The organism is Arthrobacter sp. P2b (assembly GCF_900168295.1).
Classification (GTDB): Bacteria; Actinomycetota; Actinomycetes; order Actinomycetales; family Micrococcaceae; genus Arthrobacter.
The window spans coordinates 1-16,940 of the sequence record NZ_FVZL01000025.1; the positions used below are offsets into that span (position 1 = coordinate 1).

A 16,940-nucleotide genomic window follows, 5' to 3' on the forward strand; every position below is an offset into this window, starting at 1 on the left:
CCACACCCGGCTGCCCGAAAACAGAAAACAACCGCAGAGCAACCCGGCGCCACACACCAGCGCCCCTCACCGGCCATCATGAAAAATCGAGGCTAGTGGTTGCCCGTGGAGTAATCGAAGACCTGGATTCGGATCAAAGCAATATCCGGCTCAAGCTCTCCTACGGGAGAGGTGAACGAACATACCGCCGCGAGGACGGATGGCAAATACGGGGAGCAACAGCAGCCCGTGCAGCGAGCCCTTCAGGCGGGGCGTAAGAAACCCACCGCGCATACTTCGGGAACAACCTCGACCTTCTCAGCACGTCGCTGGCGTTTGTTATGGGTGCCTGCCTTGGTTGGATCTCCGAGTTTGCTGCGGGTCTCATCATGAATGCCGGCAGCAGGAAAAGCGACGCCGCCGCGGCTTCCGACGCAGCTGCCGTGGCACATAACTAAGGATTGAAGCGCCGCGGGGGCCACCAATTCACGGCGGCGCTTTGTCGTCAGCCCCTGCGGGCACCGGACACGGGATAACCTCCAGCGGGAATCCGCCCCCTGCACCCTCACGCCAGAGGGCAGCGAAGGGGATTAGCGTTTGATCTTCTCGGATAGGGCGTGGGCGTGGCGCAGCAGTAAGCACCCTAGGTCTGGGCGTCGTTCGGCGGAGAAGCGGGACTCGATACCGGTGATGCTCAAAGCCCACGCGGGCTGCCCGGCTGCGTCGAACACTGCCGCTCCCATACCCCAACTGCCGTGAACGAGGAGCCCGGGATTGGTTGAATATCCAACCGCGCGGGTCTCTTCGATGCGTTGGCGGATGAGGTCCGCAGCGTGTTCCGGGCCAAAGTGTTCTTCGAGATTCGCGCGGGCAAGGTAGCGCTCGGCGGCATCCGGTGGCAGGAACGAGAGGATAACCAGGCCCGCGGAGGCAACGCCGAGAGGGAAGCGCTTCCCCTCGTACAGAACGAAGGAACGGATCGGGAAGCTGCCGTCCTGGCGCAGCACGCAGACAGTTTCATCGCCGCGCCGGGCCGACAGGAAGGCGCTCTCCCCGGTTTCTTCAGCAAGTGCCCGGACGTGGTCCCGGGCCAGCTCGGTGATGTCATAGCGCTCTGCGGCGATGGACCCCATCAGGTAGAGCTCAGGCCCCAAGTGCCAGCGGCCCGCCTTGGAATCATGGTCCACAAACCCCTCGACCGCCAAAGATGACAGCAACCGATGGGCCGTGGGGCGCGCCAACCCGGTGGCGCGGGCAACCTCCGTCGTCCCGATTCCCCGGGGCATGGCCCCGCTGACGGCTCGGAGAACCTGACCGATGCGGCCGACGACTTGGGCGCCTGGAAGCGTTTCACTCATGTCTACATTATGGACGCTTTGCACTCGTCTGACCATAAGGCGACCAATATCCCGTCAACGATTCATTTACGTTGACCCCAGCAACGCGCAGAAGCTACGGTTCATGACGAACCTCACACAGATCATATAGTGGACGGATAGGAAACAAGATGGCATCAAAACTGTGGGACAGCGCCGCAGAGGCACTGGCCGGAACCATCCAGGACGGAATGGTCCTCGCCGTCGGGGGATTCGGCCTCAGCGGCATCCCCCGGGACCTCATCGAGGCCGTACGCGACAGCGGTGCGCGTAACCTGACAGTCGTATCCAACAACATGGGCGTGGACGGCAAGGGACTGGGCCTGCTGCTGGAGAACCAGCAGGTGAGCAAGGTTCTGGCTTCCTACGTTGGGGAAAACAAGCTCTTTGCAGAGCAATACCTGGCAGGCGCGCTCGATGTTGAATTCGTTCCGCAGGGAACCCTCGCGGAGCGTCTGCGCGCCGGCGGAGCAGGCATCCCCGCCTTCTACACTCCCACTGGCGTTGGCACGCCAATCGCGGAGGGTAAACCTGAAGCCGAATTCGATGGCAGGCGTTGCATCCTCGAACGCGGCATCGTCGCAGACATCGCCCTGGTCCGTGCCCACCAGGCGGACCGCGAAGGCAACCTCCGCTACAGAATGACCGCACGCAACTTCAACCCCCTGGTCGCAGCGGCCGGCCGAATGACCATCGCCGAAGCTGAAGAAGTAATCGACGGTTACCTAGACCCCGAGGACGTAACCACACCAGGGGTCTTCGTACAGCGAGTGGTGCCCGTCGCCAACCCGATCAAAGACATCGAACAGCGGACCGTACGGGTCCGCGCGGAGGTATGAAATCATGTGGACCCGTGATGAAATGGCGGCCATCGCCGCCAGCGAACTCGAAGACGGCCAGTATGTGAACCTGGGCATCGGAATCCCGACCCTGGTGGCCAACCACCTGCCCGAGGGCGTCCGCGTTACTCTCCAAAGCGAGAACGGCCTGCTGGGCATGGGCCCCTTCCCCTACGAAGGCGAAGAGGACGCGGACCTTATCAACGCCGGCAAACAGACCGTCACAGTCCTGCCGGGCGGCAGCTTTTTTGACTCCGCAGTCTCCTTCGGCATGATCCGGGGCGGACACGTACAGACCGCCATCCTCGGAGCCCTGCAGGTGTCCGGGGCAGGAGACCTGGCCAACTGGACCATTCCAGGAAAGCTCGTCAAGGGTATGGGCGGTGCCATGGACCTTGTCGCCGGCACCCCGCGCGTGATCGTAGTCACCGACCACGTGGCAAAAGACGGTACCCCGAAGATCGTCGCCGAATGCGACCTTCCGCTGACCGGTGTTGGCGTTGTCAACCGCATCATCAGCGACTGTGCAGTCTTCGATGTAGTGGACGGCGCCCTTGTCCTGCGCCAAATCGCCCCCGGGCATACTGTCGAAGAACTTCGCACACAGACCGGAGCAGCTTTCACCGTTGCCCCCGAGTTGGCCTCCGGTGATTCCGAGGTACTCGGGCACGCCGACACCGCTAACCCCGCCTCCGAGGCCGTGGGGGCCGACGCATGAGCGCCCTGATCGCCGGCTATGCCCGGACACCGTTTACCCGGTTCAACGGACAATTCGCCTCCATCCCGGCCACAGCCCTCGGCTCGCACGCGGTCACCGCAGCGCTTAGCCGTGCGGGCGTAAATCCGCAGGAAGTCCAACGAGTGATCGCCGGACACGTCCTGCAGGGCGGAGCGGGCCAAAACCCCGCCCGACAGTCTGCCGTAGCGGCAGGAATCCCCCTCAGCGTCCCGGCAATAACACTCAATGCAGTGTGCCTCTCGGGCATGGAAGCCGTCGCTTCGGCCGCACGGCTGATCGACAGCGGTGAGGCAGACATCGTTGTTGCGCTGGGCCAGGAGTCCATGTCCTTGGCTCCCCACGTGTTCAACGCCAGGGCGGGACAAAAGTACGGGGCGATGCAGGTCGTGGACACACTGGAATTCGACGGCCTTACCGACGCCTTCGAACGCCGATCGATGGGTAGCTCCACCGAGGACGGCAATACCGACTACGGTCTGGACCGGGCAAGCCAGGATGCATGGGCAGCGGCCTCGCACCAGCGTGCCGAGGCACACGCCTCCTACCGTGCCGAAGAAATCGCCCCCTACACCATCACCTCCCGCCGCGGAGACAGCGTGGTTGCTGCTGACGACGGAGTTCGGAACGGGACGACCACCGAGTCACTCGCGGCCCTGCGTCCGGCCTTCAGCAAGGAAGGGACCATCACCGCCGGGAACTCCTCACAAATCACAGACGGCGCCGCCGCATTGGTTCTAGTGAGCCCGGCAGCTGCGGCACGGCTGGGCCTGTCCCCCATCGCTGCGGTGGAATCCCACGCATTCGTGGCCGGGCCGGACGTGCGGCTGCACGACCAGCCCGCCAACGCCATCCTGGCCGCACTCAAGAAGGTCAACTCCGGAGTAGAAGACCTGGCCGCCGTCGAGATCAACGAGGCGTTCGCCGCCGTTGCCGTCCAGTCGGTCCGCACACTCGGAATCAGCCCCGATATCGTCAACACCCGTGGCGGTGCGATCGCCCTCGGCCACCCCATCGGAGCCTCAGGTGCCCGTATTGTCGGAACACTCGCGCGCCAACTTGCCGAGCTTGGATCAGGTCAACTGGGCGCCGCGGGCATCTGCGGCGGCGGCGGACAGGGATCCGCGGTAGTTCTCAGGTCGCTCTAGGGACTGCACCCGATGACGACAAGCACCAAGCTCATGCCTGAGCAAGTAAACAGGCCGACCCAGTACGGCTACCAGCGATCGGTGGTGGCGAACTGGTGCGAACTCATAGCTGGTGACACTGTGTTGCTTCTCGGCCCCTTGGCCGAGGAGCGGCACAGGGGAACGGTAGACGCCATTTCGGCGGACGGCAGCGTCATGTGGCTGCTACTCGAGCACGCGGGCGGTCGGAAATTATTTCATCACGTCGACGGATACCATACGCTCGTCGATCCTGTCAGGACCGCACCTGGGGATCAATAATCAAAAATTCATGACTCCCGGCGCTGGCGCGGACTCGCAACTAACGCAACCCGAAAGTCGGGGCCAGCGCCGGGCTTCCACCTCTATCCGGGTGGCAGCGTGGCAGAAAGTGTGTCAGCATCCCGATACTGCTCTCGAGGACTGCGCCAGCCGGGGCAAGGGAGTACTAATGCCGGCAACCACTCCCGTCAGTGATGAAGTACACCCCAACCTGACGTCAGGCAACCACCAAAAACCCGTCAGAATAGGGTCGAAAGCACCCTTTCTAGACACCCCCGATGGAAGGTCCTAGCCCCAACCTGACAGAGCCAGAGGAACAACAACTCCTTAATCGAACCGCACCGCGTCCCACTCAAGGATCCGCGGCTGGGCCAGGCCCTCCACCACAAACGGATCCCCGCCAATAAACCGTTCCGCTTCCGCCCGCGAAGAAAAGATCCCCATCGAGGCGCCCGCCGGATCGTCAGCCAGGAACGGACCCAGTGCGATCAGCCCGCCGCCGTCGGCATGGAAGGCTTCGAAGTAGGCCTGATGGCGCGGGTACGTCTCGAAAACGTGCGAGCGGTCAGTGCCCTCGCTCAGGCTGTACAGGACAACGCACTCCATCCGGCGGTCCTAGGAGCCTGTCTTCCGGCCGGTGAGCTTGTCCAGCAGCCGGTCCACCATGCCCACGCCCGCTCCCACCGTCTTGTGGAAAAGCTCCGAGTGCGGCGCGCTGGGGTGCGGCCGGGTGGGCGCCAGCTTTTTCGCCTTCTCCACCTTCTCGCCCATCTCCACAAGCTTCTCCCGGGGAATGTGCTGGCGCAGCTTCGGGAACTGTTCGGATTCCTCGTCACCCGCGTGATGCGTCAGCTGTCCCTCGAGCTCACGCACCAGGTCCATAAAAGAGGAATCTGACGGCTCGGCCTTCTCAAGCTGCTTCATGAGCTTGACGATGTCGTCGTGCTCCTTCTTGTCGTGCTCCACTTCCTCTTTACCGTTGGGCACGTGGTCCTCGATGGCGGGGTACACGAACATCTCCTCCGCCACGGCATGGCGCATGACTTCCGCGATCAGGGTGTCCGCCAGGTCCCGGCGCTGGGTTCCATCCGGCGCGGCGTGGATCTGCGCGATCAGTCCGATCATCTCCCGGTGATCAGCCGTCAGGATGTCCACGACGTCCACGTTCGCACCGGCAGAATGGGTATCACTCATGACTTGGCCTCCTCCTTGGATCGCTTCCTTATAAGCGGGGTGGGACGGTCAAAGTACCACGCGCAAACAGCGGGATAAAGAGGCCAACAGTGCCTTGCATCTGGACATCTTCCCGGCCAGGTAGCACGATCTGAGGTGTGACCCCCACAGACCCCTACCTGCGCGAACTGACCCAGCTCCGCCGCGTCAAGGACAGGATGGACCGGGAGTACGCGCAGCCCCTGGACGTCGAATCCCTCGCGAAGGACGTCCACATGTCCGCGGGCCACTTCAGCCGCCGCTTCAAGCTCGCCTACGGCGAATCGCCCTACAGCTACCTCATGACCCGGCGCATCGAACGTGCCATGGCGCTGCTCCGCAAAGGCGACCTTTCCGTCACGGAGGTGTGCTTCGCCGTCGGCTGTTCCTCGCTGGGAACCTTCAGCACGCGGTTCAGCGAACTGGTCGGCATGCCGCCCAGCGCCTATAAACAGGAGGCGGAACGCGCGACGGCGGGCATCCCCGCGTGCGTCGAAAAGCAGGTGTCAAGACCGGTCAGGAATCGAGAAGCGCCCGCCCCGGAGCCGCAACTAGCATGACTGCCATGGACATCACCATCAGCTCAAGTTTCCTTCCGCACACCGATCCGGATGCCTCCATGGCGTTCTACCGCGACGCCCTCGGCTTCGAAGTCCGCAACGACGTGGGCCGCGGCACCATGCGCTGGATCACCGTGGGCCCGGCCGGCCAGAAGGACGTCTCCATCGTCCTGTACCCGCCCGCCGCGGACCCCGGCGTCACCGATGACGAACGCCGGACCATCGCCGAAATGATGGCCAAGGGCACCTACGCAACGGTGGTCCTCTCCTCCCCCGACGTGGACGCCGCCTTCGCCCAGGTTGAGGCGAGCGGGGCCGACGTCGTCCAGGAACCCATCGACCAGCCCTACGGCATCCGCGACTGCGCCTTCCGGGACCCGGCCGGCAACACCGTCCGCATCAACCAGCAGCCGTAGGCTGAAAACCAGCGACGCCGAAGGAGGCTGCGAGCGCAGCCTCCTTCGCGCCGCACGACAGATGGAGACCCGATGAGCACGGACACGGATACGGCCACCAGCGCCAGCAGGCCCTCGGACAGCACGCATGTCGCCGACACCCACGACCTGATCCGCGTGCAGGGCGCGCGGGAAAACAACCTCAAGGACATCAGCGTCGAACTGCCCAAACGCCGGCTGACCGTGTTCACGGGCGTCTCCGGCTCCGGGAAGAGCTCGCTGGTGTTCGCCACCATCGCCGCCGAATCGCAACGGATGATCAACGAAACCTACAGCGCCTTCGTCCAGGGCTTCATGCCGAGCCTCGCCCGGCCCGAGGTGGACTTCCTCGAAGGCCTGACGACGGCCATCATCGTTGACCAGGAACGCATGGGCGCCAACCCGCGGTCCACCGTGGGCACCGCCACCGACGCCAACGCCATGCTGCGCATCCTCTTCAGCCGCCTCGGCACCCCCTACGTCGGCCCGCCCACGGCCTACTCCTTCAACGTCCCCACCCGCAAAGCCAGCGGCGTGATGTCCACGGACAAGGGCGGCCGGGTGGAAAAGGCCGTGGTCAGCCAGGCGGTCTACCTCGGCGGCATGTGCCCGCGGTGCGAGGGCATGGGCAACGTCAGCGACATCGACCGCACGGCGCTGTACGACGACGGCAAGTCCCTGAACGAGGGCGCGCTGACAGTTCCGGGCTACTCCATGGACGGCTGGTACGGCCGGCTGTTCGAGGGGATGGGCCTGCCGATGGACAAGCCCATCGCCAAATTCACCGCCGAGCAGCTGGACACGATGCTCTACGCGGAGCCCACCAAGATCAAGGTGGAGGGCGTCAACCTCACCTTCGAGGGCATCATCCCGAAGATTCAGAAGTCCATGCTGTCCAAGGACGTGGAGGCCATGCAGCCGCACGTCCGCCGCTTCGTGGAGCGGGCCGTCACGTTCCAGCTTTGCCCCGAATGCGAGGGGACGCGGCTGACCAAGGAAGCACTGTCCTCGAAAATCAACGGCAAGAACATCGCCGAGCTGTGCCAGATGCAAATCAGCGACCTCGCCGAGTGGGTCCGCGGGCTCAAGGACGCCACGGTGGCTCCCCTCCTTAAAGGACTCCAGCACCTGCTCGACTCGTTCTCCGACATCGGCCTGGGCTACCTCAGCCTGGACCGGCCGGCCGGCACCCTCTCCGGCGGCGAGGCGCAGCGCACCAAGATGATCCGGCACCTGGGATCCTCGCTCACCGACGTCACCTACGTCTTCGACGAACCCACCATCGGGCTCCACCCGCACGACATCGAGCGGATGAACCAGCTGCTGCTCCAGCTGCGGGACAAGGGCAACACCGTCCTGGTGGTCGAGCACAAGCCGGAGACCATCGCCATCGCCGACCACGTCGTCGACCTCGGACCGGGCGCCGGCAGCGCCGGCGGCACGGTCTGCTTCGAGGGCACCGTGGAGGACCTCCGGGCCAGCGACACCATCACCGGCCGGCACCTCGGGGACCGCGCCTCCCTCAAGGAGACCGTCCGGAAGGCGACCGGGGCACTCGAGGTGCGCGGGGCCTCCATGCACAACCTCCAGGGCGTCGACGTCGACATTCCGCTGGGCGTCCTCTGCGTGGTGACAGGCGTGGCCGGCTCGGGCAAGAGTTCGCTGATCCACGGCTCGGTGGCCAAGCGCGAGGGCGTGGTGGTGATTGACCAGGGCGCCATCAAGGGGTCCCGGCGCAGCAACCCGGCCACCTACACCGGCCTGCTTGAGCCCATCCGCAAGGCATTTGCCAAGGCGACCGGCGCCAAGGCGTCGCTCTTCAGTTCAAACTCCGAGGGCGCCTGCCCCACCTGCAACGGCGCCGGCGTTATCTTCACCGAGCTGGGCGTGATGGCAACCGTCGAATCCCCGTGCGAGGACTGCGAGGGCCGCCGCTTCCAGGCCGCCGTCCTGGAATACACGCTCGGCGGACGCAACATCGCCGAAGTGCTGGACATGTCCGTGACGGAAGCCGCCGCCTTCTTCGCCGAGGGCGAGGCCAAGACCCCTCCTGCGCGGACCATCCTCAAGCGGCTGGACGACGTCGGCCTCGGCTACCTGAGTCTGGGCCAGCCGCTGACCACCCTGTCCGGCGGCGAGCGCCAGCGGCTCAAGCTCGCCACCCAGATGGCCGAAAAGGGTGACGTCTACGTCCTGGATGAGCCCACCACCGGCCTGCACCTGGCCGACGTGGAGAACCTGCTCGGCCTGCTGAACCGGCTGGTGGAGTCCGGGAAGTCGGTGATCGTCATCGAACACCACCAGGCGGTCATGGCCCATGCCGACTGGCTGATCGACCTGGGGCCGGGAGCAGGTCACGACGGCGGCCGGATCGTTTTCGAGGGAACGCCGGCTGAGCTTGTGGCGGCACGGCCCACACTGACCGGCGAGCATCTGGCGGCTTATGTCGGTGGTTGAGCCTGGCCCTTCGCCGGTTGAGCCTGGGCCCACGGCCGCAGGGTTCCCTGGCCGAGCTGGCGAGGTTAGGGAGCGGCTGGGGACTTACCGGTACGGGGTCGAGATCCTGCACCTGCTGGTGTCCCCCTCGCACGCCTACTTCGGCCGGGCGAAGGACGGGCCTGCGGATGTTCCCACCATTGACGCCGCGCAGGCTGAGGTGGTGGCGGGCAAGGGGATTGTGGGCGACCGCTTCTTCGGCAAGGCCGCCCACATGGACGCCGCGGTGACCCTGTTCGCCGTCGAATCCCTGGAAGCCATGGCCGAAGAACTGGGCGCCGGACCGTTCGATCCGCTGGCCACCCGGCGGAACGTCATACTCCGGGGCGCGCAGCTGGCTCCGCTGGTGGGTGCGGACTTTGCGCTGGAGTCCGGCGGGTCCGTGGTGCAGTTCCATGGCGGCCGGCCCGCGCACCCGTGCGCGTGGATGAATGAGGTGCTGGCCCCGGGCGCCCACGCGGCGATGCGGGGCCGGGGCGGCATCCGCTGCCAGGCACTCTCCGGCGGCCTGCTCCACCGGGGACCGGCCGTGCTGGTCAGCCCCGTCCCGCTGGACCCCGGGAAGGCCGGCGTCCCGAGCCTCCTGCGGCCTACCCGGCTGCCGTAGCCGCGCCGCGCAGGGGACACGCTCTGGGGACAGGTTCAGGCAAGCATCACATCAGTGCTGTGGCATTCGCAGGTGAGCCGGTCCCGCCGGTGATGTTCAGCGGCTTGATGGTGATGAACGCGTCCCACTGGCCGGTACTGCGCATGTGCCGGGCCAGCGGTCCCAGGCGCCACAGCTCCCCCAGCGGCATACCCAGCTTGGCGAGCAGCTGCTGGTGCATCATGCCATGGTCATTCGGGGCCGAGTCCCGGTACGGGCTGGAAGGCAGCGCAGGCAAGCATTCGAAGGCGAAGTTGTCCGCCGCGAGGAGCGCCAGCCGGTGGTCCCAGGCCCATCCGACAAACTCCTCCGACTGGGCAACGCCGGTGGTCCGCCGGCCCTCCCGCATCCGCTGCTTGTCTTCCTGCGGCAGGCCCAGGAACCACTCGCACCAGCCGATGTGGAGCATCAGGATGTCGCCCTGCTGGAGAGTCACGGACTGCGCATCCAGCACCGCCTCAATCAGGTCAAGGCCCAGTGGTTCGCCCGCGGCATGGTCAATGGGAGCACCCTGCCCGGCCCGGTACCCGGCAAGGTCCAGCAGCACTCCCCTGCCCGCGATGGGGGTGTCCGCCCATTCCTGGATGCCAAGGTCCGGCGTGCCCTCGCTGATGCGGTGGTCCGGCGTGCCGTTGTAGAAGCCCACGTCGTCGGCCCGGCGGTGCCGCAGCCCGTCGATTTGCGTGGACCCCTGAAGGTAGTACCCGTCCAGGAAGTCGTCGCGGTGGGCAGGGTGCGAGGAGTAGATGGTGTGCCGGGGAGCGCCGCGCTTGAGGGACATTCCGGGATCGAAGGCATCGGCCGGATAGTCCAGGCCAAAGGCGCGGCCGGTGCGGATGCAGTTCCGCGCTTCCAGCACCGCCTGCGGAGTAATGAACGACGGCGTCCCGCGCGTTGCGTCCGGAAAAAGCCCCCAGGAGGTGCCCGCCAGCGCCCCCTCCCGCTCCAGCAGCCCGGCGAACGTTGGGTAGTGTCCGTCTTCGGCGGCAGGACTCACCGCGCCCCTGCTTCCTGTGGCTGTTCCTGGTTCTGGTGGCGCTTGTAGCTGAGCAGGAACCCTGCGATGGCGCAAATGGACGCCGCGATGCACATGGGCGCCTTGATGGTGTCGTTGAGCAGTGTGAGCCAGTGCCCCTGGCCGGCCACCAGCGCGATGGCCTGCCCGGCCACGAGCACAATGCCGCCAAGCAGCAGCGCTGCGAGGGTGAGGACGAAGAGGACTTCGATGGCCCTTCGGATGGTGTGCATGGTGGTAGTCCTTAGATGGGCAGGATGCCGAGGATGATCAGGACGCCGATACCGAGCAGCGGCAGGGCGTAGTGGGTGAGCAGCCGAAGGAACGTTTTGATGGGGTCCACATCCGCGATTCCGCACGCCACGTACAGCGGGGCGCCTCCGGGCGGGACCGCCGCTTCGCAGGATGAGAAGACCAAGACGGCCACCGCGGCTGTGGTTGCCGGGACGCCTGCTGCCACCAACGCGGCAACGCCGACTGTTCCGACGGCGGCCATGGTGGCCGTTGCGGACAGCGGTGCGGCCACGGCGATGACGATCAGTCCGATCAGGATGGCCAGGAGCCACAGCGGCAGGTTCATCCCGTTCAGCAGTTCCGTCATCTGCTGCGGCAGCCCGGTGGCTGCCAGCGCGTTGGCGCCGGCGAAGGCGAACACCACGGTCACTCCCACGATCCCGAAGCGCGGCGCGGAGTCCTGCAGCAGCGCCCACCACGCCCGCCCGTCCCTGGGCAGCTTCTTCCGGCCCAGCAGGAGGCCTGTGATGATGAGGACCACGGGAATCCACACAATGACGCTGACAGCCTTGGTGACATCTCCCCCGGTCCAGTCCGAAAGAGCCTTGGCGATGGCGCCGGAGGTGATCACCAGCGGAATGGCCACCACAACGAACAGCAGCAGCGTGGCCCAGCCGCGGCCGAACGCCGCCGGGACGGACAGCCGGTGCGCTGCATCGAGCGGCGCCATCCCGCTTTTGCGGATCAGGAGCCAGGTGACGATCAGCCGGTGCAGGAAGCACCACAGGCCGCCGAACAGCAGCGGCAGGACCAGTGCGTTGATGTCCAGGAGGGGCCCGACGGTGGCGGACCCGACCAGGACGAACATCGAGGCGCTGAACGGGAACGTGATGCCCATCCCCGCGTTGCCGGCCACAAGGGTTGCTGCCGCGGGCTTGTCCAGCCTGGATTTCTCCATCCATGGGATGGTGACTGAGCCAACCGTGGCGGCAATGGCGGCCTGGTTGTGCACCACGCTGCCCAATCCCGCCGACGCCACCGTGGACACCCACGCCGGACCGCCCTTGACCCCGCCGATCAGTGAGTTCAGCAGGTCGATCAGCCGGTCCAGCACTCCGGTTTTATCCAGCAGGTAGCCCATAAAGACGAACGCCATGGTGGCGTAGACAATCTCGTCGGTGATGGCGGAGTACAGCGCATCCAAACCGATCCGGGCCGCTGCCGTACCGGTGAACGGGAGCACCGCGAGGAAGCCGAGGATCATGGCCTCCCCCACGCTGCGCTTCAGCACGGTGGTCCACAGCAGGATCACGGCAAGGTAGGCGCCGAGTGCCCAGATGCCGATCATGCTGCTGCTCCTGACGGCGGGACGCCGGTTAGGTGGTGGTTCACGTAATACCCGTTCCTGATTCTGCCCGACTCTGCGGTCAGCGCAAGGCTGGTGCCGTTTCGTGGGCTATCCGTGCCAGCGCAGCGGCGGAGGCCGCGGTCATCTCTGCCGGCACTCCCAGGTCCGCCAGGTAGCTGGCGGTGTCCTGCATTTCCTTGGACCGGCGCACCGCGTGCTTGGCAGTGCCGGTGAGGAACCTGTCGATGACGGCCTGGCCGTCGCCGGCCAGCTGGCTGGCGATCTGGGCACGGATCCACTCTTCCAGTCCTGCGGCGCGGCCCGCTGTCACGGCCTCCACCACCACCGACGCAAGGCCCTTCATCAGGACACTGCGCAGGAGCTTGTGCGCCATGGCCGCGCCGGGCTCACCCTCGGCAATCTCGACGGCGACGCCCAGCGGGGAGAGGAGGTCCGCCACTGCCTGGGCTCCGGGCCCGCTGACCATGAGGGGCGTCTTCTCCCCCAGCGCGGAGACGGGACCCAGGATGGCGACGTCGGCAAAGTCGGCTTTGCCGGGCAGCTGTCCGAGCTCCTGCATGACGCCGGGCGAGGACGAGGTGAAGTCCGCGTAGCAGCTGCCTGCATCCAGGACCGGAAGGCACTCCTCGGCCACGCTGCGCGCCGCGGCGGCGCCGGTCATCACCAGGACGATGCCGGCCCCGGTGCAGGCTTCGGCTGCTGTTGCTGCGCGGGCGACGCCGGCAGGGGTGGCGGGCGCAACAGGGTCAAAGCCCGTGACGTCATGGCCTGCGGCGTGGAGTGCCGCGGCGTAGGTGGCGCCGGCTTCGCCGAGGCCGATAACGGTTACCGCTGTCATGGTTCTCTCTGTCTTTCTTGCTCTAGGACCGGGCTGCCACGATGGCTTGCCGGCGGTTGGTTTCGTCGGCGAAAACTGCTTCTGCAGCCTCTGCGACGGCGGCCGCCTGGTCCCGGGGAACCACTACGACGCCGTCGGAGTCGCCGACAATCACATCGCCCGGCAGCACGGGGACACCGCCGAAGGCGAGGGGCGTCCCCAGGCGGAAGGGGCCGTTCTTGTAGGGGCCGGCGGGGGAAGTAGCCCGGGCGAAGACGGGCATGCCGATCTCACCCAGCGCCTCGGCGTCGCGCGCTGCTCCGTCCAGCGCGAAGCCGGCGATGCCCAGGTTGATGGCCCGCTCGCCGATGAGTTCGCCGAGCAGGGCGCGGGAGGCGTCGCCGCCCCCGGCGACCACAATGACGTCTCCGGGCCGGGCCAGCTCCAATGCCTTGTGGATGCCCTGGTTGTCGCCGGGCCGGGTCCACACTGTGAAGGCGGGACCGGCCAGGACGGCACCCGGCCAGATGGCCTGGATGCCGGAGTCCGCAACGCCGAGCCGGTCCATGGCGTCACCAATGTTGGCGGCCGGAAGCTTGGCAAGGCGGTCCACCACGTCCCGGTCAGGGCGGGGGAAGTCGGCGTCGATGGTGTCAAGGGCTGGGGTTGTCATGATGGTTTCTTCCGTCCGGTGATTGCGGGAGGGTCAGTCGGTCTTCTGGACCAGCGGCAGGACCTTCTTGAAGTCCTCTTCCTGTCCGGCCCAGAACTGCTTGTAGTCCTCGCCGGAGAGGTAGCTGGTCTGCAGGCCAAGGTCGTTCATCTTCTGCACCACGGCAGGGTCTTCGATGGCCTTCTGGATTGCTGTTTCAAGCTTCTCCGCCACCTCGTCAGGCAGTCCGGCAGGTGCTGAGTAGCCGCGGGCGGTGCCTGCAATGAGGTCGTAGCCGGCTTCCTTGAACGTGGGAACGTCCGGCAGCGAGGGTGCTTTTTCGGCGGACATGACGCCCAGGACGCGGGCCTTTCCCTGCTTGGTCAGGTCAACCACGTCGCTGACGTTGGCCACGAGGATGTCCACGTGCTTGCCCAGGAATGCAGTGGTGGCCTGGGAAGCGCCTTCGGAGAAGTGCACGGGGGCGAACTCGGCACCGGTGGCTTCCTGGATCTGCGCCATGGCGAAGTGTTCACCGGTCTGGAGCCCGGTGGTGCTGGCGGTCATGGACTTGGGGTTTGCCTTGGCGGCGTCCAGGAGTTCCTTCAGCGTTGTGTAGGGGCTGTCCGGCTGGACTGCGATGACGGTGGGGTCGATGACCTGGCGGGCGAGGGGCTGGAAGCTGTCGCGGGTGTACTTGGCGCCGCGGGCAGGGTCCAGGGGCGAAACGACGACGGACGGGGAACCGGTGGCACCGATGGTGTAGCCGTCGGGTGCAGCGCTGGTCAGCTGGGTGTAGCCAATCTGGCCGCCGGCTCCGGGCTTGTTGATGACCTCGACGTTCGTGCCGAGTTCCTTTTCCAGGATGGGCTGGATGAGCCTGGCGGCCGTGTCCACGGCACCGCCGGAGGAGAAGGCCACGACCAGCTCGATCGTCTTGCCCTTCCTTGGGAAGTCGCTGGCGGAGGCATTGGTGGCTCCGGCATTGGCGCCGCAGCCGGTCAGGGCGATCAGGGATGCAGCCGCGAGGGCGGCGGCGATACGCGGACGGGTTTTCATGGTTCTTCTCCTTCGAAGCGGGTGTTGGGGGTAAGTGCGGGGTGGTTTAGGTTTCGGGATCTTCGTTGAGCGCCTTCGGCTTGCGGAGCTTGAGGAGCGGGCTGAAGATGATCAGCAGTCCAAGGCCGATCAGGACTGCTGAAATGGGACGGCTGGTGAAGATGCTGAAGTCGCCCTGGGAGATTTCGAGGGATTCGCGCAGCGAGCGTTCCATCAGGGGGCCGAGCACCAGGGTCAGCACCATGGGAGCCAGCGGGATGTCCAGATGCCGGAGGGCCAGGCCCAGGAGTCCGAACCCGATCATGACGAAGACATCGAAGACGCTGAAGTTGATGGTGTACGCGCCGATGACCATAAAGAGCAGGATCAGGGCGGTGAGGATGGTGGTGGGAACCCGGAGGATGGAGGTCCACAGTCCCACCAGGGGAACATTCAGGACCAGCAGGAGCAGGTTGCCGATGAAGAGGCTGGCGATGATGGCCCACGCGATGTCGGAGTGTTCGGTGAAGAGGGTGGGTCCCGGGGTGAGGCCCTGCTGGAGGAAGGCTCCCATCAGCACCGCGATGGTGGGTGACGCCGGGATGCCCAGGGTGAACAGCGGGATCAGGGCGGCGTTGGCGTGGGAGTTGTTGGCCGTTTCCGGACCGGCGACGCCTTCGATGGCGCCCTTGCCGAGTTCGTTGCGGTAGCGGGAAAACTTCTTCTCGGCACCGTAGGAGAGCAGGGATGACACGGAGCCGGTCATGCCCGGGATGAGTCCCAGGCCAAAGCCGATGCCGGTGCCGCGGGCCATGGCCGGGGCACTGCGGCGCCATTCCTTGCCGGTGGGAAGCAGGGAACGCAGGTTGGGGGCGTGCACGTTGGGGGTGGCGCTGCCCTTGCGGTAGGACAGCAGTTCGGACAGGCCGAAGACACCCACGATCACGGCGACGAAGCTGACGCCGTCCAGGAGCCGGTCCATGCCGAAGGTGAACCGGGGCGCGCCGGCCACGGGGTCGATTCCCACCATGGCGATCAGCAGGCCGAGCGCGCCGGAAATGACGGCCTTGACCATGGATTTGCCGGCGAGGGCCACGAGCAGGGAGATGCCCACCACCATCAGCGCGAAGAACTCGGGCGGGCCTACGAGCAGACCCAGTTCTCCCAGCGGTTTGGCGGCCGCCACCAGGCCCAGGGTGGCGATGGTGCCGCCCACGAAGGATCCGACGGCGGCGATGGTCAGTGCGGCGCCGGCCTTGCCGATCCTGGTCATGGCGTAGCCGTCGATGGTGGTAATGGCAGAGGCAGCCTCACCGGGGGTGTTCAGCAGGACGCTGGTGATGGTTCCCCCGTAGGCCGTGCCGTAGAAGATGGCGCAGAGCATGATGATCGCTCCGGTGGCGTCCAGGTTCAGGGTGAGGGGGATGAGCAGCGCGACGCCGGCTACCGGGCCGATGCCGGGCAGGACGCCGATGATCGTGCCCAGGAGGCAGCCGAGGAAGGCGAAGAGCAGGTTCTGCCAGGTCATGGCGGCCGCAAAGCCGCCCATAAGTTCGTTGAAGATATCCACGTTCAGAGTCCGATCGTGTTCAGCAGGGGGAAGGCTGAGACGGGCAGTGCCACGTTGAGGCCGTAGTTGAAGGCGTAGAAGGCGCCCACGCTGCCGGCGAGTGAGGTGATCAGGGAGGAAGGCCAGGCCCTGCCGCCGCGCAGCTTCAGGTGGTACATCAGGAAGAGGAACATGCTCAGCTGGAAGCCGAGCAGGTCCATCACGGCCGCGAGGATCACGAGGCTCACGACGACGGCAATGACCAGTGCGCGGTCCACGCCTTCGGCCGTTTCGCTCGGCCGCCGGAGCTCCTGGAGCAGCCAGACGACGGACATCGCGGCAAGGACGGCGCCCATGGCGAAGGGGAACAGGCCCGGGCCGGGGCCCAGCGACGTCCACAGGCCGAGCTCAATCGAACTGACCAGGACGTAGACGCCGACGGCGGCGAACGCGCCGATGCCGGCCAGCACAGACGGTGCCACCCGGGCAGGGCTTTCGGGTTTGGCTGTGACTGACTCCGTTGTCATGGATTCCTTCTCA

The 16,940-nt window shown here is 66.0% G+C and carries 18 protein-coding genes; 7 read left to right on the forward strand and 11 right to left on the reverse strand.

Annotated elements, in window-relative coordinates; all coding sequences use genetic code 11:
• Positions 1–569 precede the first annotated feature (569 nt).
• Entirely contained in the window at positions 570–1,337 is a 768-nt protein-coding gene (locus tag B5520_RS21055) for an IclR family transcriptional regulator (RefSeq protein ID WP_079599020.1), read from the reverse strand.
• Between the two features lie 149 nt (positions 1,338–1,486).
• On the opposite strand from B5520_RS21055, the gene B5520_RS21060 reads away from it, so the two are divergent.
• The 3 genes from B5520_RS21060 to B5520_RS21070 are packed head-to-tail and all read left to right on the forward strand — an operon-like array spanning position 1,487 to position 4,078.
• A complete protein-coding gene (locus tag B5520_RS21060) occupies positions 1,487–2,194 on the forward strand; it encodes a CoA transferase subunit A (RefSeq protein WP_079599021.1) in 708 nt (235 codons plus the stop codon).
• Position 2,195: 1 nt separating this feature from the next.
• Positions 2,196–2,912, forward strand: a complete 717-nt coding sequence (locus B5520_RS21065; RefSeq protein ID WP_303048448.1) for a CoA transferase subunit B — start codon at positions 2,196–2,198, stop codon at positions 2,910–2,912.
• Positions 2,909–4,078, forward strand: a complete 1,170-nt coding sequence (locus B5520_RS21070; RefSeq protein WP_079599023.1) for an acetyl-CoA C-acyltransferase — start codon at positions 2,909–2,911, stop codon at positions 4,076–4,078. The genes B5520_RS21065 and B5520_RS21070 overlap by 4 nt, the downstream gene beginning before the upstream one ends.
• Positions 4,079–4,705: 627 nt before the next feature.
• On the opposite strand, the gene B5520_RS21080 is transcribed toward B5520_RS21070, so the two are convergent.
• Both B5520_RS21080 and B5520_RS21085 read right to left on the reverse strand, forming a co-directional pair.
• The gene (locus B5520_RS21080) at positions 4,706–4,984 is read right to left on the reverse strand and encodes a YciI family protein (RefSeq protein ID WP_079599025.1); all 279 of its coding nucleotides are present in this window, start codon (positions 4,982–4,984) and stop codon (positions 4,706–4,708) included.
• A gap of 9 nt (positions 4,985–4,993) precedes the next feature.
• A complete protein-coding gene (locus B5520_RS21085; RefSeq protein ID WP_079599026.1) occupies positions 4,994–5,572 on the reverse strand; it encodes a hemerythrin domain-containing protein in 579 nt (192 codons plus the stop codon).
• Between the two features lie 197 nt (positions 5,573–5,769).
• Between B5520_RS21085 and B5520_RS21090 the strand changes: the two genes are divergently transcribed.
• From B5520_RS21090 to B5520_RS21105, 4 genes are all read left to right on the forward strand, one after another.
• Positions 5,770–6,150 (forward strand): helix-turn-helix transcriptional regulator, encoded by a 381-nt coding sequence (locus B5520_RS21090; protein ID WP_254865664.1) that lies wholly within the window; start codon positions 5,770–5,772, stop codon positions 6,148–6,150.
• Complete coding sequence (locus B5520_RS21095) at positions 6,147–6,566, forward strand: VOC family protein (protein WP_079599028.1); 420 nt, start codon at positions 6,147–6,149, stop codon at positions 6,564–6,566. The genes B5520_RS21090 and B5520_RS21095 overlap by 4 nt, the downstream gene beginning before the upstream one ends.
• A 72-nt stretch (positions 6,567–6,638) precedes the next feature.
• Positions 6,639–9,041, forward strand: coding sequence for an ATP-binding cassette domain-containing protein (locus tag B5520_RS21100; RefSeq protein WP_079599029.1), 2,403 nt, complete (start codon positions 6,639–6,641; stop codon positions 9,039–9,041).
• 76 nt (positions 9,042–9,117) lie between these two features.
• Positions 9,118–9,687, forward strand: a complete 570-nt coding sequence (locus B5520_RS21105; protein ID WP_079599062.1) for an MOSC domain-containing protein — start codon at positions 9,118–9,120, stop codon at positions 9,685–9,687.
• Between the two features lie 46 nt (positions 9,688–9,733).
• Here the strand turns inward: B5520_RS21105 and B5520_RS21110 are convergent, their stop codons facing one another.
• The 8 genes from B5520_RS21110 to B5520_RS21145 all read right to left on the reverse strand — a co-directional run bounded on the left by B5520_RS21110 (position 9,734) and on the right by B5520_RS21145 (position 16,927).
• Positions 9,734–10,723: a cyclase family protein gene (locus tag B5520_RS21110; RefSeq protein WP_079599030.1), complete on the reverse strand. Its 990-nt coding sequence runs from the start codon at positions 10,721–10,723 to the stop codon at positions 9,734–9,736.
• Complete coding sequence (locus B5520_RS21115) at positions 10,720–10,974, reverse strand: hypothetical protein (RefSeq protein ID WP_079599031.1); 255 nt, start codon at positions 10,972–10,974, stop codon at positions 10,720–10,722. The genes B5520_RS21110 and B5520_RS21115 overlap by 4 nt, the downstream gene beginning before the upstream one ends.
• Positions 10,975–10,985: 11 nt before the next feature.
• A complete protein-coding gene (locus B5520_RS21120; protein WP_079599032.1) occupies positions 10,986–12,323 on the reverse strand; it encodes a TRAP transporter large permease subunit in 1,338 nt (445 codons plus the stop codon).
• Positions 12,324–12,402: 79 nt separating this feature from the next.
• On the reverse strand, positions 12,403–13,182 hold the full coding sequence (locus tag B5520_RS21125; RefSeq protein WP_079599033.1) for an NAD(P)-dependent oxidoreductase: 780 nt from the start codon (positions 13,180–13,182) through the stop codon (positions 12,403–12,405).
• Positions 13,183–13,204: 22 nt separating this feature from the next.
• Positions 13,205–13,834 carry an RraA family protein gene (locus B5520_RS21130; protein ID WP_079599034.1) on the reverse strand — a complete coding sequence of 210 codons (630 nt, stop codon included), beginning with the start codon at positions 13,832–13,834 and terminating at the stop codon, positions 13,205–13,207.
• A 33-nt stretch (positions 13,835–13,867) separates the two neighbouring features.
• Positions 13,868–14,872 (reverse strand): tripartite tricarboxylate transporter substrate binding protein, encoded by a 1,005-nt coding sequence (locus tag B5520_RS21135; protein WP_079599035.1) that lies wholly within the window; start codon positions 14,870–14,872, stop codon positions 13,868–13,870.
• Between the two features lie 46 nt (positions 14,873–14,918).
• Positions 14,919–16,421: a tripartite tricarboxylate transporter permease gene (locus B5520_RS21140; RefSeq protein WP_079599036.1), complete on the reverse strand. Its 1,503-nt coding sequence runs from the start codon at positions 16,419–16,421 to the stop codon at positions 14,919–14,921.
• A 2-nt stretch (positions 16,422–16,423) separates the two neighbouring features.
• Positions 16,424–16,927, reverse strand: a complete 504-nt coding sequence (locus tag B5520_RS21145; protein ID WP_079599037.1) for a tripartite tricarboxylate transporter TctB family protein — start codon at positions 16,925–16,927, stop codon at positions 16,424–16,426.
• Positions 16,928–16,940 lie beyond the last annotated feature (13 nt).